This is a genomic window from Actinomycetota bacterium (assembly GCA_019347675.1).
GTDB lineage: Bacteria > Actinomycetota > Nitriliruptoria > Nitriliruptorales > JAHWKO01 > JAHWKW01.
This window is the reverse complement of the sequence record JAHWKW010000018.1, coordinates 40,229-64,083: the sequence shown is the minus strand read 5'-3', so window position 1 is coordinate 64,083 and position 23,855 is coordinate 40,229. Positions and strand designations below refer to the sequence as shown.

The following is a 23,855-nucleotide window of genomic DNA, read 5'->3' as shown; positions in this document are numbered from 1 at the left end:
AGAAGCTGCAACGCTCCGCGCACCGCTCGGTGAAAGAGCTCGCCACCGACATCCTCGGCTGGATCCAGGTCTGGAACGACGACCCCAAACCGTTCGTGTGGACCAAGACCAGCGAAGAGATCCTGGGATCGATCGGCCGCTACTGCGGCGACATACTCCAAGCAACCGGCACCGAACAATAATGCAGCGCTTCAATCGGACAGGACACTAGCGCTGGATGCGGAACTTGATCCGCACGTGGGTGTGGTACTCAGCGATCTGACCGTCGCGCACGACCGCGGAGGTCTCCAGGACGTCGAAGCCTTCGATGTGGCGGAGCGTGCGGTTGGCCTCGTCGAGCGCCTGATGCGCGGCGTCGCGCCAGGAGTCCGTCGAGACGCCGACCAGATCGATCGTCTTGATGACCGCCATGCGATGCTCCTCGCCCAGGCCGGCAGGTGCGTGAGCGTAGTGGCACCCGAAGGTGCCGATCACCACGCCCCGTCGGTATCCGGGCGGTGTCTGTCGCGTCAGGATCGTTGCTCGTCGTACACGGCGATCTGGGCCCGACTCGCGGCGGTGAACGGCGCCCGGCTCCAGTCCGCCCAGCGGTGACGGAGCCGCAGCCCGGCCAGCTGCGCCATGAGGTCGAGCTCGCTCGGCCACGCGTACCGGATCACCACCGGCATGACCCGCACCTCCTCGGCGCTCACGTGCAGGTGGTGGGAGCGCACCTGCTGGCGGACCGGGTCGTGCAGCGACACCTCCAGAGCCGCGCTGTCGACGTCGAGATCACCGACCGCCACTCGTTGCCCATCGGTGAAACGTGCCGGGTCGGGGACGAAGGTCTCGAGGACGAACACGCCCCCGGGCGTCAGGTGCTCGGCGACGGCAGCGAAGCAGCGGACCTGCGCTGCCTGATCCCGCAACGCGAAGAAGGTGTTGAACACCGCGAAGACCAGCGGGAACGTGGCGTCCACCGCGACATCGGCGAAGTCGCCGACCGTGACGGGGATGTCCTGGCCGCCGGGCTTGGCCCGCAACCGCTCCACCATCGCGGGTGAGGAGTCGATCCCGTGGATGGCCACGCCACGGTCAGCCAGCGGCAGTGCGACCCGACCGGTCCCGATGCCGAGCTCCAGCGCGGGACCCGAGGGATGCCCGATGTCGTCCAGGAGTCGGGTGAGGCCGGCGACGGCCGCGGCAGTGGTCGCCGCGATGCCGCTCGTGACCGTCCACTGGTCGTAGTCGGCGGCCCAGCGTTCGCCGTACGTCGACGCGTCGTATCCCTCCACGCGGGCCAGTCAACCAGGCAGGACTCGCGCCGCCGCTCACTGCGTCGCTGGTCGATGCGGCCGACTCCGCGCTGCCGTGTTATGGCCACCAGCCCTCCTGGCTGTTGAGGATGGCGGTGGCGAACCGCCACGCGCTCCACAGGTCGTCGACGGCGGCGAACCACCCACCGGGCGAAGCCAGGTCGATGTCGACGTGATCGAAGCTGTCGACGGTGATCAGCTCCGCTCGGGGAACCGCGGCGCCAAGCCGCAGGAGCTCCCCGAAGGGGACCACCGGATCGTCGGGGGCGTGCAAAGCCACGATCGACACGTCGAGACGTTCCGCGACCGACGACGGCGACACCTCGGCGATGCGGTGACGGATGGTCGCGGGCAGCTCCGCGGCGAGCGGCCAGGTCCGCGCCGGGTCCTCGTTGGTCATGACCCGGTACACGGCCAGCGCGGACGGGAGCAGGTGGTCGGGGTTCACGTCGCCGGCCAGCGCACGTCGCGCCGGCCGCTGCTGGCCCCGAGGCAGCAGCTGGATGAGGCGGTCGCGGACGATGTCCTGCGCGCGGGGATCGGCGTCCCAGGCGATCCGGTCGCCGCCGACCAGCGACACCCCGGTGGTGGCAGCCTGGACGACCCCGATCAGGTCGAAGTAGGCGCCGAAGGTGGCGACCTGGGCGAGACGGCCGTCGAGGCGCGCGTCGGCCGCGGCGAGCAGACACAGCGAACCTCCGAACGAGATCCCGACCAGCGAGACCGGACCGCGGTCATCCCCGGACAGGGCAGCCGCCGCCAGCACGATGCGGTCGACATCGTCGGGGCGGAGTTCCTGCCGGTACAGGGCCAGGACCGGGACGAACACCGTCCGGTCCGAGCGGGCCAACGCCCGAGCGAGTCGCACGACACGGGCGTCATCGGCCCCAGCCGGTGTCGCGCCGGGCACCAGGACCACGCCCGGGGCCGATGTCCCGGGGTCGTAGAGGTCACCCAGGACACCGCCGACGACGGCCGGCCGCCGCTCGACGGAGACGGCGAACGGCCGGGCCACCGGCACGTCCAACGCCTCAGCCACCGTCACCGCTGCGACCAGACGCACCCGCACCGGCTGCACGAACACGGTGACGAGGACGGCCGCGGCCGCCACCGCCCCGATCCGCATCATCCACCGCCACCGGCTCACGGATCACAGTGTCCCTGCCGACCTCCGTGTCGGTCGCCGCGGGTGACACCCCAGCGTCGCTGCCGCCCCGCCGCGACGCCGGCCCCGGTAGGGTCCGGGCTCGGGGAGGTCATGGCACACGACGAGATCGAGCGGTACGACCTGGGGCTGCTCCGCGATGCCGTGAGCTACCAACGGTGGGTCGTCGACTCGTTCGGCTCAGTGCTGCGAGGACGGGTTATCGACGTGGGCGCCGGCATCGGCAACTACACCCGGTGGATCGCCCGCCGCGTCCCGGAGGTGGTCGCGCTCGAGCCGGATCCGGCGATGTGCGCCGCGATCGCCGATCTGGGCCTGGACAACGTCGAGGTGATCCAGAGGCCCCTCGAGCAGTACACGATCTTCGCGAATGCCCAGTTCGACACGGCCATGCTGATCGATGTGCTCCCGCTGTGGGCTGACGACATGGCCGCCATCCGCGCCACCGGCCGGATGCTGCAGATCGGCGGCCACGTCTGTGTGCTGGTCCCGGCGCACCCTCAGCTCAGCGGCGCGCTGGATGCTCGCTACGGCCACCACCGCCGCTATACCAAGGACCGCATGGTCAGGCTGTTCCAGGGCGCCGGCTTCGTGATGGAGGAGCTGCGCTACTTCAACCTGCTCGGAGCGTTGACGTGGCTGGTCGCATCGCGGCTGATGAGGCGCCCGCACCTGGACCCGGCCGTCGTGAGGATCTCGGAATCGGTGACCGTCCCCGCCAGCCGTCTCGTCGAGCGGTACGCGCGGGTGCCGTTCGGCCAGAGTCTCCTGGCGATCGGCCGCATGCGCTGATCCGGGAAAGTCGGAGCGTTTCGCGATCGGGGTCAGCCGGTTGCAGCCGAACGACGGTGCTGGTTACCCGCTCTTCACCGGCGGGCGGGGGGTGCGTCCGTAGCGACCGATCAGCACGCCCTTGGCCAGGACGTTGTCCTCGAGCTGGTCGTAGAGGTCGTCTGCGGTGAATCTCGGCTCCAGCCGGGTGCCCTCCCGGAGCGCCATCACCGTGAACACGTACCGGTGCGGCCCGTGGTTGTGCGGGGGGCATGGCCCCTTGTAGGTGTTCTCGCCGAAGTCGTTGAGACCAACCGTGGCGCCCTCGGGCACGCCGCCCTCGAGGATCCCCGGTGAGGTGGGTTCGATGCCGGCGACCATCCAGTGCACGAACGTCTCGTCGGGCGCGTCGGGGTCCTCGACCGTCACCACCAGCTCGGCAGTGCCGTCGGGGACGTCCTCCCACGTCAAGGGCGGGGACACGTCCCGACCGTCGCAGGTGTACTGCGCCGTGATGATCTCGCCGTCATCGAACTCGGAGCTGATGACGGTGATGTCTTCGGGCGCGTCGGCGGCGGCATCGGACGGGGCGACAGCAGCCATGTCTCTCCCTGTTGGCGTTTTCGTCAGCGATCTCGGGCCACATCCTTCCAACCTGGACGCCTGGCCGCGCCGACGTTCGGACACCGCGGCTACCGTCGCCCGCGACATGGATCTGACCGCCGCGCTGGTCGCCAGCCGTCTCACCGGGGACGTCGCCACGCCGCCGTCGAGCACGCTGGGCAACGCCCAGAAGCTCGCCGACGGCCACATCGACTACACGTTCGGGTTCTCGTTCGACGTGTCAGCCGAGGATGCGGTGGCGGCGGTGACGAGGATCTGTGGGGCCGACCCCCGCCGGCTGCCCGAGGACGGTCCAGGGCGTATCGAGCCGCACGCGACCATCGCGGCGATCGAGCGCCACCGCAGCTCCCTGGCGGCGGCAGCGGACGGCGGAGCGCAGGTCCTGGTCGCCACCGGTCACCCCACCGGCCTGCTGGCCCACTACGGGGCGATTGCGCGGACGCTGGACTGGGCAGGTTGCGAGCTGCTGACCCCCCTCGACGACGTCCGCGACCTGATGGAGCAAGGTGATCACAAGCTCGGCGTCCGCTACCTCGACGCCGTCGCCGTCGCGTGGTCGGGTGGGGAGCTGCACCACACCCACCGCAGCGGCCTGATGGAGGCATGCCTGGACGCGCTCCACCCGATCGAACCCGACCTGGTGATCGCCGACCACGGTTGGGCGGGGGCTGCGATCGAACGGGGGATCGAGACGCTGTCGATCGCCGACGTCAACGACCCCGCACTCATGGTCGCTCAGGTCCGTGGCATGACCGACGCGGTGCTTCCGATCGACGACAACCTCGCGCCCCGCCACTTCCGGCCGGTGACGCGAGTGCTCCTCGACGGCCTGGACTGACGGCGCCGGCTGGCCGTCAGTCGAGGGTGATCGCGCGGGCCTCGAACGCACCGATCTCGGCGGTGATGCGGTCCAGGACGTCGCGCGCGACCGGCTGATCGAGTGACAGCACCATGATCGCCTCTCCCCCGGCGGAGCGCCGCCCGACCTGCATGTTGGCGATGTTGACGTCGCCGTCGCCGAGGATCGTCCCGACCGTCCCGATGATGCCTGGCCGGTCCTCGTAGCGGAAGAACGCCATGTAGGGGGTCGGCTCGATGTCGATGGTGACGCCCCAGACCTCGACCAGCCGTTCGCGGCCGCTGGGCTGCAGCGCCGTGCCCGAGACCCGTACCCTGTTGCCGTCGCGGTCGGGGCCGTGCACGCGCAGCAGAGAGATGAACTCCTTGGAGTGGGCGTCGCTGACCTCGCGCAGCTGGATGCCGCGCTCCTCGGCCAGGAGCGGGGCGTTGACGAACGTGACTGGCTCGTGGACGACGTCGCGGAGCAACCCATTGAGCACCGCCAATCCGAGCACGCGCGTGTCGGCGCCGGCGAGCTCGCCGATGTACTCGATGGTGACCTCGCCGCCGAAGCCGCCCTCCGCCAGGGCGGTGAACAGCCGGCCGAGCTTCTCGCCGACCTCGAGGAAGGGGCGGACCGCCTCGTCCATGGCGCCGCCCTGGACGTTGACCGCGGTGGGGACGAACTCGCCGGACAGGGCGAGGTTCACCGCCTCGGCGACCTGGACCCCGGCCTTGTCCTGCGCTTCGCGTGTGGATGCGCCCAGGTGGGGCGTGACCACGACGTTGTCGATCCCGAACAGCGGGCTGGAGGTGGTCGGTTCCTCGGCGAACACGTCGAGGGCGGCGCCGGCGATAACCCCGTCGCGGAGCGCCTCGTACAGGGCGTCCTCGTCGACGATCCCGCCCCGGGCGACGTTGATCAGCCGGGCGGTGGGCTTCATCAGCCGCAACCGCTGCGCGCCGATCAGATGGACCGTCTCGGAGGTCTTGGGCAGGTGGATGCTGACGAAGTCGACGCGGCGCAGCAGCTCGTCGAGGTCGTCGATCAGCTCCACGCCCATCCGCGCGGCACGGTCCACCGAGATGTAGGGGTCGTAGGCGGTCAGCCTCATCCCGAACGCGTTGCAGCGCTGGGCGACCAGGACCCCGATGCGACCCAACCCGACCACGCCGAGCGTCTTGCCGTGTAGCTCGGTCCCGCTCCAGCGGGCCCGCTCCCAACGTCCGGCGCGCAACGCCGCGTCGGCCTGGGGAATGTTGCGCGCCAGCGCCAACAGCATGCCGACGGTGTGCTCGGCGGCGGAGACGATGTTGGACTGCGGGGCGTTGCACACCACGATCCCCGCGCGCGTGGCGGCGGCCACGTCGACGTTGTCCAGACCGATGCCGGCGCGGGCGATCACCTTCAGGTTGGTGCCGGACGCGATCACGTCGGCGTCGATGGTGGTGGCGGAGCGGACCACGACCGCGTCGTAGCCGGGGATGACCGACACCAGATCCTGCTTGGACAGGCCGGTCTTGACGTCGACGTCGTGGTCGATGGCGAGCGCGGCGACGCCGGACTCGGCGAGTTGGTCGGCGACCAGGATCTTCAAGGGACTGCTTCCGCACGCGGCCGGCCGGCCATGCTACCGGCGGTAGCCTCCCCCCCGGTCGGACCGGTGGAGTGTGTGGACGCGACCTTGTGGCTGTTCGGAGCCATCCTGGTCCTGACCGGCGTCGTCGACGCCGCCGCACAATCGAGGGACCGTTTCCGGATGGTGGGCCACAGCAAGTGGCTGTGGGTCGCGGTGCAGGTGGTGCTCCCGCCGGTGGGGACCTTGATCTACGCGCTGACCGTCCGCCCGCGCATCACCGCCCACGCGGAGACGTGATCGTGCGCGTTCGTCCCAGCCCGCTTTGCGATGACCGACAGAGGCCAACTGTCATCGCCCGTCGCCGCGGCTCCGCAGGCGCTTGAACCGGTGACCCCGTCACTGGATCGCAGGGTTCACCACCGTGGCCCCGATCCGACGCCCGTTGTCGTGTGGTGACGCCGCCGGGGAGGGCTCGTCGGGACGGACCGGTTGTGCTCGACCTCAACACGCATAGGGTGGCAACAGGCGGCAGGGCAGGAAGCATGGGAAGATCAGGCTCGTTCCAGGGCGACCAGGGGCTCGAGCTCACCGCCGTCGACTGGCTGGTGGACCATCACCGCGCGAAGGAGCGTGAACGGCGCCAGATGGTCGAGGACCTCGAGGTCGAGCCGGGCGGTGTGGTCCTGGACCTGGGCTGCGGCCCAGGACTGTGGACACAGCTGCTGGCACAGCAGGTCGGCCCGGACGGGAAGGTCATCGGCGCCGACTTGTCGCCCGGCTTGATCCGCCACGCGGTGGACAACGCCTGTGCCGGCGTGGAGGACGTCACGGAATTCGTGATCGCAGACTTCTACCGCATCCCCTTCGCCGACGACACCTTCGACGCGGTGTTCTTCGGCAACTGTCTCGCCTACGTCCCTGATGCCGCCGCCCTCCTCGATGAGCACAAGCGCGTCACTCGGCCCGACGGACGGATCATCGCCAAAGATTTCGACGGCGCGGTCATCATCTTCCATCCCTTGGACGTCCAGCTGTCGCTGACCGTGCTGCGAGCGGCAGCCCGGGCGCTTGCCGAGGACCCGCCTGATCCCCCGTTCGACAACTTCGTTGGTCGAAGGCTGCACGGACTCTTCGTCAGCGCAGGGCTCCAGGACGTGACAACCCGCACGTATGCCATCCAGAAGATGGCGCCACTCCAGCCAGAAGCCAAGCGGTACATCGCAGGCAACGCAGATTGGTACGCGCGGACTGCAGCCCCATACCTGTCGAGCGACGAACTGCATCAGTGGCACGACGCCTTCGACCCGGAGGCCGACGGGTACATCCTGGACCGCGATGACTTCTACTTCTGCATGCTGGAGATGGTCACCGTCGCACGGACCCCGTCGCGGAAGGATGCCTCGGTGGCGCACGCCGCAGATCGGTCGTGACAGAGGGTGGTCGCGGGAACCCCGAGATCGCGGGCATCATGAGCCACGCCCCGCCGCGTTGATCGGCGAGCCACCTTCATCGGCGCGGATCTCGACGCGATCAACCAGGCACGTGACGTCGAGGTCAGCCTGCGCGCTGGCGCTGCAGCGCTGCGTCTCCCGCGCGGAACCCGTTGAGCTCGGACAGCAGGCACGAACGGCTGAACAGCCGAGTGGCCATAAACCGCCCTCCCCGCCCGGCCGTTCGGCCCCAACTGTCACCAGGTCCGAATCGACCAGTGGGGACTACTCAGGCTCGTAGCCCGCTGACAGACCGGGCCCCGTGCGGGGGCGCGAGTAAGCGTTCCCCGGCCTTCTTCATCGCCCGATGCAGGGAGTCGCGCAGAGCTTGACGGCGACGCGGAAGCGAGCAACATCCCCGGCGGCCGCACGGACAGGTTGGTTGCGGCCGACGTTCTGCGGCGGGTTTCCACCTGGCGGCATTCGCGTGCTACCGCTTACCGATCCGCGGTAGTCGGCCTACGTGGCTCAGTCGCAGGGGCTTTGGGCTCGAATCGTGACAATCGAGTCGGTCAGCGCCGACGGGCTCGGCGGAGTGTCAACTCTCTCATGGTGTGGGTGGCGATCGTTATGAGGCGGTCATGCGATCGCGCTTTCGGTGCCTGCGTCGTGCGCGAACACGCAGCTGATGCCAAGCTCACGCACTGTCGAGCGCACGTCGTCGAGGTTGTGGCGCTCCGTGAGACCGAGGATGGCGAGGTCGGGGCGACGCTCGCGGAGGCGCTCCGCGTCGAGGCGTTCGAGGACCACCGTGTGCGTGTCGCGCGGGAGACGCCCAGCTGAGGAGAGGCGTTCGAGATAATGGCGGGCGTGCGGTCGGTGTTCGGGCGACGGGGCGATGGCGACGAGTGTTAGTCGCGCCTGCCAGTTGCGTCCGATCTGGTACGCGCAGAGCGTCGCGAGGTCAAGGTGGGGGAGCCGCGGACCCAGCTCCCACTCCGGGCCCTGGTCGCCCAGGACGAGGGCGATCTCGCGGCGACGTCCCCAGCCCACCTTTGGGTGAGCGGCCGAGAGGACGACGCCGACGTCGTGACGCTCGACGGCGTCCATGATCGCCGTGAGCTGACCGTCGCGCGAGATCTCGTCGGGAACGGTGAGGAAGACGATGTTCGGCGTCAGGAACGCACCGGCTAGCGCCTGGATGCTCGTGACGACGCCGCGCTCGAAGCTCTCCGCGTCGACGACGCTCGCGGTGGCGAAGATGTCCTCGGAGCCGAAGTCGCGGCTCACGCCGTCTAGCTGTCGTGCCAGATCATCGCCGCCGACGCCGATGATCTTGACCGTTCCCTTCGGCGCCGCGATCGCGTGGACGAGTCGGAACGTGGCCCGCAGCTCGTCGATGTCCTGAACCGGGTGGAGAATGTTGGGCTTCCACGCGCGTTCGTTGCTGCCGCCAAGTTCGATGACGCGCTTGGCCGCCCACTCCGCGAGCGCGACGAACAATCCGCTGCGCATGTCGCCCGCGGGCGCCTGGAGGTGCCGACGGACGAGCATGACGTAGAAGGCCAGTGTGAGGCCGACCGCAATGAGCCCGAACACCGGGTTGATGATGAACATTGCGAAGACGCACCCGCCGGCGCCGATGAGCGGGACGATGCGGGGCACCCGCAGGAGCGGTCGGAAGCTGACCAGCCCGAGGCTCTGCTCGATCAGCACGACGACGTTGATCATCGTGTAGGTCACGAGGAAGAACATCGTGATGAGCGGCGCGATCGCGTTGAGGTCGCGCAGCAGAAGTGCGGCGAAGACGATGAGGCCGGTGACGATGTTCGCGTTTCGCGGCTCGCCGCGACGGTCCTGCGCCGCGAGGAGAGGAGCGCCCGGCAGGCCACCGTTCGCTGCGATGGCCTGCAGGATACGCGGCGCGCCAACGATCGATCCCAATGCCGACGACAGGGTTGCGCCGAGGAGGCCGGCCACGACCAGCGGCGGCCACGCCGCCCGGCCGATCATCACGAAGTAGTCGGAGGAGAGCTGCTCCATGGTGGCGGACCGGGCGAGCCAGAAGGCCAGCAGCACGTAGATGACGAGGCTCACGCCGATCGCGGAGAGGGTGCCGCGGGGGATGCTCCGGCGCGGGTCCTCGAGCACGCCCGAGAGGTTCGCCCCTGCCATGATCCCAGTGGCCGCCGGGAAGAAGACGGCGAACACGACCCAGAAGCTCGCACCACGGAAGCCGTCCTCCGGCGCGCCGGGGAAGTCCCCGACCCACGTGATCGGCTCCGTCATCGAGCCGCCGACGGCGGCCGCCGCGATGGAGATCAGCGACAGGGCGATCGCGGCGAGGATGAGGAACTGCACCCGGAAGGCGAGCCCGGGACCGACGTAGGCGACGGCGAAGACGAACACGAAGACCACGAGGTCCACCACGAGCGCTGGTGCGTCCGGCGCGACGTACTGGAGGCCGGCTCGGAACCCGAACACGTACATGGCGACGGCGAGCGCCTGGGAGACGAAGAGCGGGATGCCGACGGCACCGCCTACCTCCAGTCCAAGCGACTGTGAGATGATCGAGTAGGCGCCCCCTGAGCCGATGCGGATGTTGGTTGTCAACGACGACAGCGACAGGGCGGTGGCGCCGGTGATCGCGAAGGCGGCGAGGATGATGCCGAGGCCCCACAGCAGGCCCGCGTTGCCGATCACCCAGCCCTCGCGTAGGTACATGATCACGCCGAGGATCGTCAGGAGCGTGGGGGTGAACACCCCCTCGAAGGTCCCGAACGTCCTCGGCGCCGGTACCGCCTCCTGCTCGCTGGATGTCAGCTGCCCCACGGCGCTTCCCCCGTCGAATCCGCGGACCGACCCACCGGCGTCGGCGTCGCCGCCGACCGCAGGGTTGCGTCGTCGCTGACCGCGACCTCGCTGCTCACGTCGCCTTCCCTGTCGCGTCGCATAGAGGCAAGCAGCCGCCCGTCGTGCCGCGGGCGTCCCGAAGGACGGTGAGGCCGAGACAGCTCGCAGCCGCGAGCGGCAGGGATCGCGGTGGGAGAGGAGTGTTCCGCCTCCTCAGCGTGACGGTGCGCATTGTCAGCGGCGCTATAGGTCGCCGGCATCGTCCAAGGAGACAGCGGCCATGCGACGGGTCCCCCCGGGCCATGGCGGTGGCGGACTCGGCCACCTCCCCCGATCGGGTAACTGCAGGGGCGTCCAAATACGCATCCCGGTCTCGGCCAGCAGTGCGAACACGAACCGGTCCCGCAGCCGCTCACAGGCCGCCAGGATCGTGGTGACCTCCTCCACGGTCAGGCTGCCCGGCAACCGCCGTGGCGCCTTGAGCTTGACCGGCCGGGTCGGGATGGGACTTCCCGCGGTCAACGTGGTGCAGGAACGGCTTGAACGACCCCCGCGGAACACGTCGCCACGCCACCAGATCCGCCGCCAGCGCGACCCCGCACGAGCGTGGAAGTCGTAGAACCCAAACACGCCCGCCAGATGCCGGTTGAACCGTGGCCTCCGAGCGGCGGGCCGCCGAAGCGTCCAGCACGATCACGTTGTCATCCGGCGCCCGCAGCCACCGCAGCATCTCCTACAGCATCGCGATCTGGGCGTTGGTGAACGGCTGGCTGTAGGTCTGCAGGTGGCGGACCTTCTTCTCCAGTGCGTCGATCACGTGCGTGGCGAAGTTGACCCCGGTCAGCTGGTGGATGCTGTAGAAGCCTGCCGGACTGAACACGTTGACTTCGATCAGCTTGTCGCCGGCGATATCCAGCCCGACGAGGAACATCCCGTCGGCCACCAGCTTGGGGTGGACCGCCTCGGCGACCTCGAGCATCGTGTCGGTGACCTCGGCCGCGGCCGGCTGACCGCCGACCGTGATGTTGCTGCGGAAGTCGGACGAGGTCCGCACCCGCCGGAACGCCGCGTAGGTCCCCTTGTGCTCCATCACCCGGCCGTTCATCAGGAAGATCCGCACGTCGCCTTCCTCGGCGGCGGGGAGGTACTCCTGCACCACGATGTACCCGTCGCGGGCGACCGCGTCGATCATCTGGTTGAGGTTGGCGGCGTCCTCCGGGCGGATCATGAACACCCCGTGGCCGCCCGATCCCTGCAGCGGTTTCAGCACCGCCCGGCCATCGTGGGAGGTGACGAATGCGCGGACCTCCTCGGGGTCGCGGGTCACCAGCGTGCGCGGCCGGATGTCGGCTGGGAAGTGCTGGAAGTACAGCTTGTTGAGGGCCTTCGACAGGCCCGTCGGGTCGTTGACGACGATCACACCGCGGTTGGCGGCCAGCTCTCCGAAGATGATCCCCACCGACCGGGCCCAGGGACGTTCCAGGAAGTCCTCCGCCGGGTCGTTGCGCAGCACGAGGACGTCGAGGTCCTCCACCGCGATCCGCTGCGACTCCGTCTCGCCCCGCTGCACCGCCGACAGGAACGCCGCCGAATCCTGCGTGGACCCGTCGGGGGTGCGCTGCGCCCGTGCCCGGATCGATTCGTCGGGATCGTAGGCCAGGTCGTCGGTGTCCATGTACCACACCTCGTGACCCAACGCCGTCGCCGCCATCGCCAGGTGCGTGGTGGAGTAGTCCGCAAGTTCGGTCGGGATGCGGTTGACCAGCAGGCCGAGCTTCACGCCGCGATGCCCTCCACCAGATCCAGCAGCGACCGACCGGCGCGGAGCTCATCGAGCCGCCGCGCCGCCTCCGGGCGGTCCAACCACCGCGGGCGCACCCGCGGCGGCCGAAGCACCTGCCGCGCGCGGAGCTCATCGACCACCGGGACCGCCGCCAATGGCAGCTTCCCGACCAGTAGCGCATCCAACGACCCGCCACCGGCGAGGTGGGCGAGCAGGTCGACGAGGCCGCGCAGGTAGATCGTGTCCTTCGTCAACCCGCCAGCGCGGTGGACCCGCATCGCGATCGTGAAGGCCACCGTGGCCGTGAAGCCATGGCCGTGGTGCAGCCGCCGCCACGTCTCCACGAACGTCGCCCCGCTGACGACGGTGTCCACGGCGATCACCCGGCCGGCAAGGAGCGCCAACCGGCCGGGGGTCAGGCCACCGACCGCGTGTTCGGCCACGACCGCCAGCCCCTCCTGGGTCGCCTCATACCCGGGCAGGCCGACCCGCAGCAGCTGGAGCGGCTGCGCACGACCGTTGACGTGGGTCACGACGTGGGTCCCGATCTCGTGCTGGATCAGCGGCTCGACCCGTGAGCGGGCGAACCGGCCGTGGCTGCCGACCAGGAGGTCACCCTCGGACACCAGGACCCCCGACACGTCGTCGCGGACGGTGACGACCGCGTCCACGTCGGGCGCGTCGCGGCGGTAGTGGGCGAGCTCGGCCCGTGCGGCGGCGGCGAACGAGTGCGCGTCGACCGACGCGTCGGCGTCCGTGTCGCGCGCCGCCGGGTCGATGCGAGCCAGCACCGCGTTGGCGAGCGACCGAAGGGCGTCGTCCACCCCGCCGTGCAGCTGCAGGCTGCCGTAGAGGAACGCTGGCGAACCGCGGTCCTCGAGCATGGTGATCCGCCGATCGACCTCACGGCGTTTGGCCCGGAACAGGGTCGCGAGCGTCGGATCCTCGACGTCCTCGACCCGGACGGCGTACAGGCGGCGCTTGAGCACGTCAGGGTCGACCGACAACGGGCGGTACCGGAACACCGGCTCGACGTCGAAGCCGGCATCTTCGAAGGCAGTCCAGGCCTCGTCGGCGTTGACCGGTGTGGCCGCCAGGAGGAAGTCGATGGCCGTCGCGATCGCGGCGAGCTCCTCGTCGACCTCCCGGGCGGCGCCCAGCACCATCCGTCGCCCCAGCGCCCGGGCGTCCAGCGGGCGGTAGCTGGTCTGGACCTGTGTGAAGACGAACAACGCGTCGTGCACCACCCGCGTCAGCTGCCCCTGCAGGTCGCGGAGAACCAGCGGCAGCTCCGCGCCGGACTCCCGATCACGGAACACCGGCGGGATCTCCAGACCGACCAACAGGCACCCCAGGCGCCGCACGTCGTCGGCGGTGAGCACCGGCTGCAGCGTCGGGGCGGTCGGTGCGCGCGCGTCCCACCGCTCCACCCGTGGCGTGATCCCGGCCACCTGGACCTGCTCCAACCCCTCGCACAGCGTGGTGACCGCCGGGACGTCCGCAGCCGGGGCGTGGACACGGAACGTGGTCTCGCCGTGTTCAGAACCCCCCCACGCTTCCAGCACCAGCACCGATCCGAACCGGTCGGTCAACTCCCCGGCCAGGGCCCGGGTCAGGGTCCGGGCCAGCTCGAGGCGGTCGCCGGCCACGACCAGGTACGACCCGTGGCTGCGGACCAGCCGCTCGGCAGCCGTCGAACCGGCGCCGACGGTGCGGTGCACGGCCAGGAACGGCTGGGGGCGGTCGATATGCACCCGGCCGCCAGGGAGGTCGCGGTGAACCAGCCCCCCCGCACGCAGCCGGGCGCAGACGTCGTCGGCCAGACGCGCGATGTCGCTCCCCGGATCGGCGTTGGTCACGGCCGGCCGCCTCCGATGCCGCGCGCGAGGCTGAACTCCTCCAGGACCCCGGGCAGGGTGGCGGCCAACGCCGTGCGCAGCCCCGTCCACGTCTCCTCGTTCACCTCGCCGGTGTGCTCGTCCATGAAGAACTTCTTGACGTCGATCGCCAAGCAGCAACCCGTCGCCGGGAACCGCTCGCTGACCCACCGCGACAGGTGACCACCCTCGAAACGCACGTTCTCGCGCACGTCGAGCTGGTGGCCGCCGATCCCGGCGGCGCGCAGTTCCGCGACGAAGCGATCGACCAGCGCGGCCCAGCGCTGGCGGTCCAGCCCCCCGGTGCCGAGGTTGACCTCCGGGTTGTCGGACGGGTCGGCTGGCGGGGCATCCGGCCCGTCGCGTCGGTGGTTGTAGCTGTGCAGGTCGTACACCACGAACCCGCCGAAGCGGCGCTCGAGCGCGGTCAGAAGCATCTCCAGTTCGGCGTAGAACGCGTCGTACAGCCCGAGCGAGCCGTCGACGACCGGGTCGGGCGGTGACTCGCGCCACACCTGCAACCCCCACGCGTCGCCCGTGGAGCGGTAGACGGCGCCGCCGCGCGGCCGGTTGAGGTCGACTTCGAAGCGGGACCGGTTCACCACGATCCTGGTCACGACGATGCGCGTCCAGAAGTCGGTGTAGGGGTCCTCCTCGCGGAGGCGGGCCGCGTCGTCCAACGCGATCAGCTCGCGCACCTCATCACGCAGGTCGTGACCGGCGTGGATCGCCGTCGCCACGATCGGGGTGTTGCCCCCCTCTCGCTCCCACGGTGGCCGCACGGTCAGGGGGCCCTCCTTTCCGTGGGCGGCGGTCAGCGCAACGCGGCGGCGTGCGACCGGGGCCGACTCGACGTCCGGGCGGTCAGTGCCGCAGGGTCATGTCGTCCGGCTCCTGCGGGAGGAACGTGAAGTGCCACAGGTCACGCATCGACACGATGCCCACCAAGGCGTCCCGGTCGACGACCGGCAGGTGACGGAACCCGCGTTCCTGCATGACCTGCGCGATCTCCGACGGGATCTCGTCGGGACCCACCGTGATCACGTCCCCGGTCATCCAGTCGCGGATCGCGACCTTGCTCAGGTCGGTGCCGGTCGCGGCCGCCCGGAGCACGTCCCTCTCGGTGATGATGCCCTCCAGGGTGCCGGCACGGTCCACGACGCAGACAGAGCCGGCGTTGCGCTCGGTCATCAGGCGCGCTGCATCCGCCACGCTGACGTCGGCGGTGGTGGTCAGCACGTCCTTGGTCATGATGTCGGCAAGCATCGCGTCGTGCCTCCTGGTACCCCCGTCGGCCCGCAGTCCAACCTTACTGGTCGCGGTGTGGTTCCGGTCTTCCCGGGTGGCCTTCGTAGCCGTGGCCGCGCCTGGGGACCATGACCGCTCGGACGAACTCGCAGACCACCGTGCCGTCCTGTTTGTACCCGATGGTGCGGACCCGCACGATGCCGCGGTCGTCCTTGGAGCGTGACTCGCGCTTGTCGAGGACCTCCGTCTCGCTGTAGATCGTGTCACCGTGGAAGGTGGGGTTGGCGTGCTTCAGGTTCTCCACCTCCAGGTTGGCGATCGCCCGTCCGGAGACGTCGCGGACGCTCTGGCCGAGCACCACCGAGTACACGAAGTTGCCGACCACCACGTTCCGGCCGAACTGGGTGCCGTGCTCGGCGTAGTTGCGGTCGGAGTGCAGCGGGTGCTGGTTCTGGGTCATGGCGCAGAACAGGATGTCCTCCGCCTCGGTGATGGTCTTCCCCGGCCAGTGCTTGTAGACCGCACCCACCTCGAAGTCCTCGAAGAACCGGCCGAACTCGCCTTCCGCGCCCATCAGCCTGCCTCCGCCCGGCTCGCCGCACCCTCCCCGTCGCTCCGGGCCCGCCACGCAGCCCGCTCGTGGAACGGCACGTCGTCGGGGACCTCGCGGGCCTCGAGTCCCTGGGCGTGTCCCTTCTCGGCGTTCATCGCCGCCATCTTCCGCGATGCCTCGTCGATCATCTCGTCGCCGAACATGACCGCGCCCCGCTTCTGTTGGCCGGTGGCGTCCGCGTAGGCGGCGAGGATGTCCTCCGCCCGCTCGTAGACCTCCTGCGAGACCCCGTACACCTCGTTGGCGGCATCGATCTGACCCGGGTGCAGGACCCACTTCCCGTCGAAGCCCAGGAGCCGGCTGCGGGTGGCCACCTCCCGGAACCCGTCGACGTCACGGATCTGGGCGTAGGGCCCGTCGATCGCTTGGACGCCGGCGAAGCGGGCGGCGACCAGGATGCGCATCAGCACCCAGTGCCAGTGATCGCCGGGGTAGTCGGACTGGATGGCCCCCACCGTCAAGCTGGGCATCCCCAGCGCCGCGGCCATGTCGCCCGGCCCGAAGATGAACGTCTCCACCCGGTCGGAAGCGGCGAGGATCTCGTCTGCGTTGGTCAGCCCGGCGGCGTTCTCGATCTGGATCTCGAGCCCGACCGATCCGACGGCCCAGCCGTTGTCGAGCTCCACCTGGCGCAGGACGTGATCGACGAAGTGGACCTGCGCGGCGTCCTCCACCTTGGGGATCATCACGCAGTCGAGGATCCCGGGGCCGGTGTGGGATACCACGTGGATGAGGTCGTCCAGGCACCAGCGGGTGGAGACGTCGTTGACCCGAACCACCCGGACCTTCCCGCCCCAGTCGCCGCTGCGCAGCGCCTGCACGACCGTGTCGCGGGCGGCGGGCTTGACGTCGGGCGCGACCGAGTCCTCCAGGTCGAGGAAGACCTGGTCGGCGCCCAGGTACTGGGCCTTGGTGAGCATCTTCTCGGACGAGCCGGGGACCGCCAGGCACGAACGCCTGGACCGCAGCGGCCGGCTCGCAACAGCTGCGTCGAGCACGCGTTGCTCCTTCCAGAGCTTCGAGGCGTCATCCTGGCAGCCGCGCCGGCGCGACCGCTAATCGGTGTCGCCGTTGCCGTGCCACCGGGCCTCCCGTTCGCGGTGGCGACGCAGGACCTCGTGGTGAGGCGGGGCGCTCCCCCCGAGCCGCGCCGGGACCCACCAGTCGTCACCAGGGGTCGCCTGATCGGGGTAGTTGACCTGGATGTCGCGGAGCATCTGCTCCATCGTGGCGCGCAACTGGTCGGTCACCGCGGTCAGGTCGGCGTCGCCTGGCACCTGCATCGGCTCCCCGATCCGCACCAGCACGGGGATCCGGCGAACCAGGTGGATGCGGCGCCCCTTGGTTGAGAACCGCTGCGTCCCCCAGTTCACGGTCGGGATCAGCGGCACGCCGGCTTCGCGGGCCATGCGGGCCGGCCCGGTCCGGAACGGCAGCAGCTCGAACGACTCGGAGATCGTCTGCTCGGGCGCCACGGCGACCACCTCGCCGCCCCGCAGGCGGTCCACGGCTGCCGAGAACGCCTCGGCCCGGCCGGTGCGGCTAGCCCGGGCGACCGGCACCTGACCTGCGCCGCGGAGCAACCACCCGACCGAGCGCCGTTCGAACAGCTCCTGTTTGGCCAGGAACCGCACCGGCCGGCCGAGGTGGACGTACAACGGCCAGGCGGACATCACCCAGTCGGCGTAGCTGTGGTGGTTGAAGGTGAGCACCGCCCCGCCGGTGGGCGGCAGGTGCTCGATGCCCTCGATGTCCAGCCGCCACCCCATCGACCGGACGAACAGGATCACCGTGCGGGCCCCGAACCGGAAGGCCCACTCGGGGCGCGCACGTCCCATGGCGGGGAGCGTAGACGCCGGGTCAGCCCATCCCAGCGGCGCGACCCCGCGCGACCAGCCGTTCGGCCATCTTCCGCGACGCCTCGTCGATCATCTTCCCTTCGAACGCCGCCGCGCCCCGCCCCGCCTCGATCGCTTCGCGGTAGGCGTCGAGCAGGCGTCGGGCGTGCTGGAACTGCCGCGGCGTCGGGGTGAACACCTCGTTGGCGATCGCCACCTGCGACGGGTGGATGCACCACTTGCCGTCCATGCCCAGCAGCTTGGCGCGTGTGGCCATCTCGCGGTACCCGTCGGGGTCGCCGTAGTCGCCGTAGGGCCCGTCGATCGCCTCGCACCCGACCGCGCGGGCGTTGTTCACGATCTGCGCCACGATGAACGCCCATTGGTAGCCGGGGTAGTCGGATTCGAGCATGCCCAGGTCCAGCTGGGGGATGCCCATGTCGGCCGCGTAGTCGCCGGGACCGAAGATCAGCGTCTCGATCCGGTCGGTGACGCGGGCGATCCCGGTCATGTTCACCGACCCGGTGCCCGTCTCGATCTGCACCTCCAACCCGAGCCGGTCCCGGTCCCCTCCACCATCGGACGTTGCCCCCAGCTCCGCCTCGAGCTGGTTGAGCAGGTACTCGACGAACCACAGCTGCCCGGCGTCCTGCACCTTGGGGATCATCAGGCAGTCGAGACGGCCGTGGGCGCGGCCCACCACCTCGACGATGTCGGCGTACGCCCATCGGGTGGTCACGTCGTTCACCCGGACCGCCACGACCTTCCCGCCGTAGTCGTTGGTGTGGAGCGCCTCGATCACCTTGGCGCGGGCCGCCTCCTTCTCGTTGGGGGCGACGGCGTCCTCGAGGTCGAGGAAGACCTGGTCGGCGTCGCTCTCGGCGGACCGGCGCAACATCTTCTCGTCCGACCCGGGGACCGCCAGGCACGAGCGGCGCAGTCGGGCGGGGCGCTCCCGGCGCTGACCTACGCTGCGGAACGGGTTGATCATCAGTCCTCCGGCTGTGGCAACCAGCTCATCATCGCCCGCAGCCGCTTGCCGACGTCCTCGATCGGGTGTGCCAGCTGCCGATCCAGCTCTGCGTTGAACCACGGCCGACCCCGGTGGTCCTCCTCGATCCATCGCCGGGCGAACGAGCCGTCCTGGATCTCGGCCAACAGCTGCTTCATGCGCTCCTTTGTCCCCTCGTTGATCACCCGTGGCCCGCACGCGTAGTCGCCGTACTCGGCCGTGTCGCTGATCGAGTACCGCATCCGCTGGAAGCCGCCCTCGTACAGCAGGTCCACGATCAACTTCAGCTCGTGGAGGCACTCGAAGTAGGCCACCTCGGGCTGGTACCCGGCCTCGATCAGCGTCTCGAAGCCCTTCTGGATCAGGTTCGAAACGCCCCCGCACAGCACCGCCTGCTCCCCGAACAGGTCCGTCTCGGTCTCCTCGGCGAAGGTCGTCTCGATCACCCCGGCGCGGGTGCACCCGATTCCTTTGGCGTAGGCCAGGGTGACGCCACGAGCCCGCCCGGTGGGATCCTGGTGGACGGCGACCAGTCCGGGGGTGCCGTTGCCCTCGACGTAGGTGCGGCGCACCAGGTGCCCGGGGGACTTGGGCGCGACCATCACGACGTCCACCTCCGGCGGTGGGCTGATCTGGGCGAAGTGGATGTTGAACCCGTGTGCGAACAGCAGCGTGTCACCGGCGGTCAGGTTCGGGGCGACGTCACGCTCGTAGACGTGGCGCTGCTCGGTGTCGGGAAGGAGCATCGCGATGACCTGGCCACGACGGGCCGCCACATCGGTGTCGGCGACCTCGATCCCCGCCTCCTGGGCACGCTGCCGCGAACGCGAGTCGGGGCGCAGGCCGACCACCACGTCGACACCGGACTCGGTGAGGTTGCGGGCGTGGGCGTGGCCCTGCGAGCCGTAGCCGAGCAGCGCGACCGTCTGCCCGTCGAAGAGCGTGAGGTCAGCGTCGTCGTCGTAGTACATCGTCGCCATCGTGTGTCCTCCGGATCAGGTCGGCAGCGCGCGGCCGCACCTGCCGAGCGACGCATGCTAGGAGGAGGGTCGCGATCGCTTCGCTACTTGAGTGACCTAGCAGGAGGATCGCGATCGCTGGCGCTCCTGACGGAAGCCCCACTGCCGCTGCCCACACAAAGGACCGCCATGCTCACCGAGGAACTGGGGATCACGTTGCCCGAGGTCGGTCTTGTCATCGTCGCGGGCCTTGGGGTGTACATCGCCGTGATCGTGTACACGCGGCTGTTCGGTCAGCGCAGCCTCACATCGCTTGCGACGTTCGACTTCGCGGTGACCGTCGCGATCGGCGCGATCGTCGGCCGGGTCGTGCTGGTGCGCACCTCCCTGCTTGCGGGGGTCATCGGCCTCGGGGTGCTGTTCGCCGCGGAGACCGCCGTCAGCATGCTCCGCAACCGCCTGGAGTGGATGAGCCGGATCCTGACAACCCTCCGGTGCTGGTCTTCCTCGACGGCGAGTTCCTCACCCCGCCGCTGCACCGCACCCACCTCTCGGAGGCCGACCTCCTCGAGAAGGTGCGGCTCCAGGGCGTGTCGTCGATGGACCACGTACGGGCGGTGGTGTTCGAACGCAACGGTGGTGTCAGCATCCTGACCGGCGAGGACATCGACCCGGCGTTGCTGACCAACGTGCGGGGCGCCGAACGTCTACAGGGGACCTGACGCGTGCGCTGAGCGCCCCGCCACCGCGGCGTAGCGCTCCCCGATCCGCTGAACGCTGACCGAAACACCGAAGCATGTGCTCAGCGCCTCGTCGGTGAGGAGGTCGTCGATCGGGCCGGCAGCCATGATCCGACCCTCCCGCAACAGGATCACGTGGGTGAAGCGGGGCGGGATCTCCTCGACGTGGTGGGTGACGAACACGACGCCCGCGACCGCAGCGTCGTCGGCGAGGCGGGACAGGGCCGAGATCAGCAGCTCACGGCCGGGGAGGTCCAAGCCGGCGCTGGGCTCGTCGAGGAGGACCAGGGGGGGTTCACCCATGAGGCTGCGAGCCAGCTGGATGCGCTGGCGCTCCCCCTCCGACAGCCTCGCGAAACCGGCGTGTGCCAACGATCCGCAACCCACGTCGCGCAGCAAGCCCAGGGCCCGGTCGTGGTCGGCGGGGGTGAACTCCTGCCGCCACCGCCGCAGCGTCGCGTCCTTCCCGGTCAGGACCACGTCCAGGGCGGTGGCGGGGTCGGCGACGTCGCGGGCCAGCGTGGCGCTGACGTACCCGATCCGGGTCCGCAGGTCACGCAGATCGGTGCCGCCGACCCGCCGCCCCAGGACCCAGGCCCGCCCGCGCGTGGGGAGCAGGTAGGTGCTCGCCAGGCGGAGCAGCAGCGACTTGCCGGCGCCGTTGGGGCCGAGGACCACCCAGCGTTCCCCCGGCTGCACCGTCCACGTGACGTCCGCCAGCAACGGCCGGCCGTCACGGACGACCGCGACCTCGTCGAGAGCGATGACCGGCGCGTGGGCGCTGGCCGCCACGAGACCTACACGATCCGCTGGAGGCGCAGCTTGCTGCCGTCGGTGATCGACCGGCTGCCCCGCGCCAGCGCGATCTGACCGGTGCGGGCCATCTCTCGGATGCCGAACGGCTCCAGCAGGTGCAGCAGCGCGTTCAGCTTCTCGGGAGCGCCCGACGCCTCGATCGTGATCGATTCGTGGTCCACGTCGACGATCTTGGCCCGGAACACGTCGACCAGCTCGATGATCCTGCTGCGATCCGCCTGCTCGGCGGTGACCTTGACCAGCTGCAGCTCGCGGCCGACCGCCGACTCCGGATCGAGCTCGACGATCTTCAGCACGTTGATCAGCTTGTTCAGCTGCTTGGTGACCTGCTCGAGGTGCATCGCCTCGGCCCCCACCACGATCGTCATCCGCGACACGCGCGCGTCCTCGGTCGGGCCGACCGCGAGCGAGTGGATGTTGTACCCGCGGCGGCTGAACAGGCCCGCGACCCGCGCGAGGACCCCCGGCTTGTTCTCGACCAGCACGGCGATGGTGTGGTTGTTCATCAGCTGTCGTGCCCCTGTCGCTGCGCGGCCTGGCGGGCGTACCACTCGTCGGCGGACTCGATGATCTCGTCGTTCCCGCACCCGGCAGGCACCATCGGGAACACCTTCTCGGTGGGGTCCACCCGCACGTCGATCAGGACCGGCTGGTCGGTGATCTCGTACGCCTTGTCGAGGATCGGGGCCATCTCCGCGACCGTCGAGGCCCGGAAACCGGGGATCCCGTAGGCGTCGGCGAGCTTGACCAGGTCGGGCAGGTCCGGGGGGAGCTCCACCTCGCTGAACCGACCGTCGTAGAACAGCTCCTGCCACTGGCGCACCATGCCCAGGAACCCGTTGTTGATCACGGCGAACACCACGGGGATGTCGTGCTGCTTCGCCGTCGCCAGCTCCTGCAACGTCATCTGGAAGCAGCCGTCACCGTCGATCGCGACGACGCGCCGGTCCGGTCGGCCGACCTTCGCGCCGATCGCAGCGGGGACCGCGAAGCCCATCGTCCCCAACCCGCCGGAGTTGATCCACGTCCGTGGCGCGCTGAACGCCAGCAGCTGCGACGCCCACATCTGGTGCTGGCCGACACCGGCCACGTAGATCGCCTCGTCACCGAAGCGCTCCCCGATCGCCCGGATCGCGGTCTGGGGCTTCAACGGGCCGGCGTCGTCCTGTTCCCAACGCAGCGGGTGCTCGTTGCGCCACGTGCGCAGCTGCGCGCGCCACTCCCCCGTGTCCGGCTTGGCCGCGTCACCGGCTTTCCGTGCGATGTCGACCAGTTGGCCGACGACGACCTTCGCGTCACCGACGATCGGGACGTCGACGGGGCGGTTCTTCCCGATCTCGGCCGGGTCGATGTCGACGTGGATGATCCGCGCGTTGGGAGCGAACGCTGATAGCTTCCCGGTCACCCGGTCGTCGAAGCGGGCGCCGAGGGTGATCAGCAGGTCCGCCTCCTGCATCGCCATGACCGCAGTCCACTCGCCGTGCATGCCCGGCATCCCCAGGCACAGCTCGTGGCGGTCGGGGAACACGCCCCGCGCCATCAGCGTGGTCACGACCGGCAGTTCGAGGAGCTCGGCGAGCTCGCGCACCTCCTGCTCCGCCCCCGCCCGTACCAGCCCTCCGCCGGCGTACACGACGGGGCGTCGGCTCCGTGAGATCAGGTCGATGGCGTCGCGGACCATCTTGCCGTGCCCGCGGATGGTCGGGCGGTACCCGGGCAGGTCGAGGTGCTCGGGCCAGCGCCACTCCAGCGTGGCGTTGAGCACGTCCTTGGGGATGTCGACCAGCACCGGGCCGGGCCGGCCCGACCCGGCGATGTGGTAGGCCTCCTTGATCGCGCCGGGGATGCGCTCAGGTTGGGCCACCATCTCGTTGTGTTTGGTGCACGGCATCGTGATGCCGGTGACGTCGGCTTCCTGGAAGGCATCCGAACCGACCGCGGCGGTGGGGACCTGGCCGGTGATCGCCAGGACGGGCACCGAGTCCATCAGCGCGTCCGTCAAGCCGGTCACGAGGTTGGTCGCGCCTGGTCCGGACGTGACGATGGTCACGCCCACCTTCCCGGTCGCGTGTGCGTACCCCTCCGCCATGTGGACCGCGCCCTGCTCGTGACGGACGAGGATGTGGCGGACCGTCGAGTCGAGGAGCGGATCGTAGGCGGGCAGGATCGCCCCGCCCGGCAGGCCGAACGCGACCTCCACCCCAAGCTCCTCGAGGCTGCGCATCACGGCCTGGGCGCCCGTCACCTGCATCGTCGGTGCCTCCCCTGCTTCGTTCGTCCTCGAACGACTCGGACCTCCCGCTCCGGGAGGTCCGCGCGTCCTGCGACCGCAGCGGACACTACGTCACGACGATGAGCCGCCCGGGTACCCGCCGGGTGAGCTCGATGGTCGTCGCGTGACGCACGTGTCC

General features: G+C 69.8%; 25 protein-coding genes. 7 read left to right on the top strand and 18 right to left on the bottom strand.

The genetic code is table 11. The annotated features are described in order from the left end of the window. Window positions 1-182 (top strand): IS630 family transposase (locus tag KY462_13100; GenBank protein ID MBW3578650.1); only part of this gene is annotated, 182 nt, incomplete at its 5' end. Window positions 183-207: 25 nt separating this feature from the next. Here the strand turns inward: KY462_13100 and KY462_13095 are convergent. The 3 genes from KY462_13095 to KY462_13085 all read right to left on the bottom strand — a co-directional run bounded on the left by KY462_13095 (window position 208) and on the right by KY462_13085 (window position 2,442). Continuing rightward, a complete protein-coding gene (locus KY462_13095) occupies window positions 208-411 on the bottom strand; it encodes a dodecin family protein (protein ID MBW3578649.1) in 204 nt (67 codons plus the stop codon). 98 nt (window positions 412-509) lie between these two features. Further along, window positions 510-1,283, bottom strand: a complete 774-nt coding sequence (locus KY462_13090; protein MBW3578648.1) for a class I SAM-dependent methyltransferase — start codon at window positions 1,281-1,283, stop codon at window positions 510-512. A gap of 70 nt (window positions 1,284-1,353) precedes the next feature. Then, a complete protein-coding gene (locus KY462_13085) occupies window positions 1,354-2,442 on the bottom strand; it encodes an alpha/beta hydrolase (protein ID MBW3578647.1) in 1,089 nt (362 codons plus the stop codon). Window positions 2,443-2,553: 111 nt separating this feature from the next. Between KY462_13085 and KY462_13080 the strand changes: the two genes are divergently transcribed. Further along, entirely contained in the window at window positions 2,554-3,252 is a 699-nt protein-coding gene (locus tag KY462_13080) for a class I SAM-dependent methyltransferase (GenBank protein ID MBW3578646.1), read from the top strand. 63 nt (window positions 3,253-3,315) lie between these two features. On the opposite strand, the gene KY462_13075 is transcribed toward KY462_13080, so the two are convergent. After that, window positions 3,316-3,834, bottom strand: a complete 519-nt coding sequence (locus KY462_13075) for a YbhB/YbcL family Raf kinase inhibitor-like protein (GenBank protein ID MBW3578645.1) — start codon at window positions 3,832-3,834, stop codon at window positions 3,316-3,318. A gap of 106 nt (window positions 3,835-3,940) precedes the next feature. Here KY462_13075 and KY462_13070 point away from each other — a divergent pair, with 106 nt between their 5' ends. After that, a complete protein-coding gene (locus KY462_13070) occupies window positions 3,941-4,693 on the top strand; it encodes a phosphatase (protein MBW3578644.1) in 753 nt (250 codons plus the stop codon). Window positions 4,694-4,709: 16 nt separating this feature from the next. Here KY462_13070 and serA read toward each other — a convergent pair whose 3' ends face one another. Then, window positions 4,710-6,293: a phosphoglycerate dehydrogenase gene (gene serA, locus KY462_13065; protein MBW3578643.1), complete on the bottom strand. Its 1,584-nt coding sequence runs from the start codon at window positions 6,291-6,293 to the stop codon at window positions 4,710-4,712. 75 nt (window positions 6,294-6,368) lie between these two features. Between serA and KY462_13060 the strand changes: the two genes are divergently transcribed. Further along, complete coding sequence (locus KY462_13060) at window positions 6,369-6,572, top strand: PLDc N-terminal domain-containing protein (GenBank protein MBW3578642.1); 204 nt, start codon at window positions 6,369-6,371, stop codon at window positions 6,570-6,572. A gap of 245 nt (window positions 6,573-6,817) precedes the next feature. Then, window positions 6,818-7,705 (top strand): methyltransferase domain-containing protein, encoded by an 888-nt coding sequence (locus KY462_13055; GenBank protein ID MBW3578641.1) that lies wholly within the window; start codon window positions 6,818-6,820, stop codon window positions 7,703-7,705. A 639-nt stretch (window positions 7,706-8,344) separates the two neighbouring features. Here the strand turns inward: KY462_13055 and KY462_13050 are convergent. Next, on the bottom strand, window positions 8,345-10,429 hold the full coding sequence (locus KY462_13050; GenBank protein ID MBW3578640.1) for a Na-K-Cl cotransporter: 2,085 nt from the start codon (window positions 10,427-10,429) through the stop codon (window positions 8,345-8,347). Window positions 10,430-10,991: 562 nt separating this feature from the next. Between KY462_13050 and KY462_13045 the strand changes: the two genes are divergently transcribed. Further along, window positions 10,992-11,177, top strand: a complete 186-nt coding sequence (locus KY462_13045; protein ID MBW3578639.1) for a hypothetical protein — start codon at window positions 10,992-10,994, stop codon at window positions 11,175-11,177. A gap of 114 nt (window positions 11,178-11,291) precedes the next feature. Here KY462_13045 and KY462_13040 read toward each other — a convergent pair whose 3' ends face one another. The 9 genes from KY462_13040 to ilvC all read right to left on the bottom strand — a co-directional run bounded on the left by KY462_13040 (window position 11,292) and on the right by ilvC (window position 19,909). Beyond that, complete coding sequence (locus KY462_13040) at window positions 11,292-12,338, bottom strand: glutathione synthase (GenBank protein ID MBW3578638.1); 1,047 nt, start codon at window positions 12,336-12,338, stop codon at window positions 11,292-11,294. Next, window positions 12,335-14,200, bottom strand: coding sequence for a DUF1704 domain-containing protein (locus KY462_13035; GenBank protein MBW3578637.1), 1,866 nt, complete (start codon window positions 14,198-14,200; stop codon window positions 12,335-12,337). The genes KY462_13040 and KY462_13035 overlap by 4 nt, the downstream gene beginning before the upstream one ends. After that, window positions 14,197-14,958: an N-formylglutamate amidohydrolase gene (locus KY462_13030; protein MBW3578636.1), complete on the bottom strand. Its 762-nt coding sequence runs from the start codon at window positions 14,956-14,958 to the stop codon at window positions 14,197-14,199. The genes KY462_13035 and KY462_13030 overlap by 4 nt, the downstream gene beginning before the upstream one ends. A gap of 124 nt (window positions 14,959-15,082) precedes the next feature. Beyond that, window positions 15,083-15,484 (bottom strand): CBS domain-containing protein, encoded by a 402-nt coding sequence (locus KY462_13025; GenBank protein ID MBW3578635.1) that lies wholly within the window; start codon window positions 15,482-15,484, stop codon window positions 15,083-15,085. A 43-nt stretch (window positions 15,485-15,527) separates the two neighbouring features. Beyond that, entirely contained in the window at window positions 15,528-16,040 is a 513-nt protein-coding gene (locus KY462_13020; protein MBW3578634.1) for a MaoC family dehydratase, read from the bottom strand. Then, window positions 16,040-16,999 carry a CoA ester lyase gene (locus KY462_13015; GenBank protein ID MBW3578633.1) on the bottom strand — a complete coding sequence of 320 codons (960 nt, stop codon included), beginning with the start codon at window positions 16,997-16,999 and terminating at the stop codon, window positions 16,040-16,042. Before KY462_13015 ends, KY462_13020 begins: the two co-directional genes overlap by 1 nt. Before the next feature lie 135 nt (window positions 17,000-17,134). Next, window positions 17,135-17,917, bottom strand: coding sequence for a 1-acyl-sn-glycerol-3-phosphate acyltransferase (locus KY462_13010; protein ID MBW3578632.1), 783 nt, complete (start codon window positions 17,915-17,917; stop codon window positions 17,135-17,137). 22 nt (window positions 17,918-17,939) lie between these two features. Further along, window positions 17,940-18,908, bottom strand: a complete 969-nt coding sequence (locus KY462_13005) for a CoA ester lyase (protein ID MBW3578631.1) — start codon at window positions 18,906-18,908, stop codon at window positions 17,940-17,942. Next, window positions 18,908-19,909: a ketol-acid reductoisomerase gene (ilvC, locus tag KY462_13000; GenBank protein MBW3578630.1), complete on the bottom strand. Its 1,002-nt coding sequence runs from the start codon at window positions 19,907-19,909 to the stop codon at window positions 18,908-18,910. Before ilvC ends, KY462_13005 begins: the two co-directional genes overlap by 1 nt. A gap of 443 nt (window positions 19,910-20,352) precedes the next feature. Between ilvC and KY462_12995 the strand changes: the two genes are divergently transcribed. Continuing rightward, a complete protein-coding gene (locus KY462_12995) occupies window positions 20,353-20,610 on the top strand; it encodes a DUF421 domain-containing protein (protein ID MBW3578629.1) in 258 nt (85 codons plus the stop codon). Here the strand turns inward: KY462_12995 and KY462_12990 are convergent. The 3 genes from KY462_12990 to KY462_12980 are packed head-to-tail and all read right to left on the bottom strand — an operon-like array spanning window position 20,596 to window position 23,695. Then, window positions 20,596-21,420 carry an ATP-binding cassette domain-containing protein gene (locus KY462_12990; protein MBW3578628.1) on the bottom strand — a complete coding sequence of 275 codons (825 nt, stop codon included), beginning with the start codon at window positions 21,418-21,420 and terminating at the stop codon, window positions 20,596-20,598. The two genes, KY462_12995 and KY462_12990, sit on opposite strands and share 15 nt — an antisense overlap. Before the next feature lie 5 nt (window positions 21,421-21,425). Continuing rightward, entirely contained in the window at window positions 21,426-21,950 is a 525-nt protein-coding gene (ilvN, locus tag KY462_12985) for an acetolactate synthase small subunit (protein MBW3578627.1), read from the bottom strand. Then, window positions 21,950-23,695, bottom strand: coding sequence for an acetolactate synthase large subunit (locus tag KY462_12980; GenBank protein MBW3578626.1), 1,746 nt, complete (start codon window positions 23,693-23,695; stop codon window positions 21,950-21,952). Before KY462_12980 ends, ilvN begins: the two co-directional genes overlap by 1 nt. Between the last annotated feature and the right edge of the window lie 160 nt (window positions 23,696-23,855).

Bases quoted from the DNA above. Each gene is read 5' to 3' on its own strand.
- KY462_13095 (MBW3578649.1), bottom strand. From the start codon at position 411: ATGGCGGTCATCAAGACGATCGATCTGGTCGGCGTCTCGACGGACTCC.
- KY462_13080 (MBW3578646.1), top strand. From the start codon at position 2,554: ATGGCACACGACGAGATCGAGCGGTACGACCTGGGGCTGCTCCGCGAT.
- KY462_13075 (MBW3578645.1), bottom strand. From the start codon at position 3,834: ATGGCTGCTGTCGCCCCGTCCGATGCCGCCGCCGACGCGCCCGAAGAC.
- KY462_13070 (MBW3578644.1), top strand. From the start codon at position 3,941: ATGGATCTGACCGCCGCGCTGGTCGCCAGCCGTCTCACCGGGGACGTC.
- KY462_13055 (MBW3578641.1), top strand. From the start codon at position 6,818: ATGGGAAGATCAGGCTCGTTCCAGGGCGACCAGGGGCTCGAGCTCACC.
- KY462_13050 (MBW3578640.1), bottom strand. From the start codon at position 10,429: ATGTACCTACGCGAGGGCTGGGTGATCGGCAACGCGGGCCTGCTGTGG.
- KY462_13025 (MBW3578635.1), bottom strand. From the start codon at position 15,484: ATGCTTGCCGACATCATGACCAAGGACGTGCTGACCACCACCGCCGAC.
- KY462_13020 (MBW3578634.1), bottom strand. From the start codon at position 16,040: ATGGGCGCGGAAGGCGAGTTCGGCCGGTTCTTCGAGGACTTCGAGGTG.
- KY462_13015 (MBW3578633.1), bottom strand. From the start codon at position 16,999: ATGCTCACCAAGGCCCAGTACCTGGGCGCCGACCAGGTCTTCCTCGAC.
- KY462_13010 (MBW3578632.1), bottom strand. From the start codon at position 17,917: ATGGGACGTGCGCGCCCCGAGTGGGCCTTCCGGTTCGGGGCCCGCACG.
- KY462_13005 (MBW3578631.1), bottom strand. From the start codon at position 18,908: ATGATCAACCCGTTCCGCAGCGTAGGTCAGCGCCGGGAGCGCCCCGCC.
- ilvC (MBW3578630.1), bottom strand. From the start codon at position 19,909: ATGGCGACGATGTACTACGACGACGACGCTGACCTCACGCTCTTCGAC.
- ilvN (MBW3578627.1), bottom strand. From the start codon at position 21,950: ATGAACAACCACACCATCGCCGTGCTGGTCGAGAACAAGCCGGGGGTC.
- KY462_12980 (MBW3578626.1), bottom strand. From the start codon at position 23,695: ATGCAGGTGACGGGCGCCCAGGCCGTGATGCGCAGCCTCGAGGAGCTT.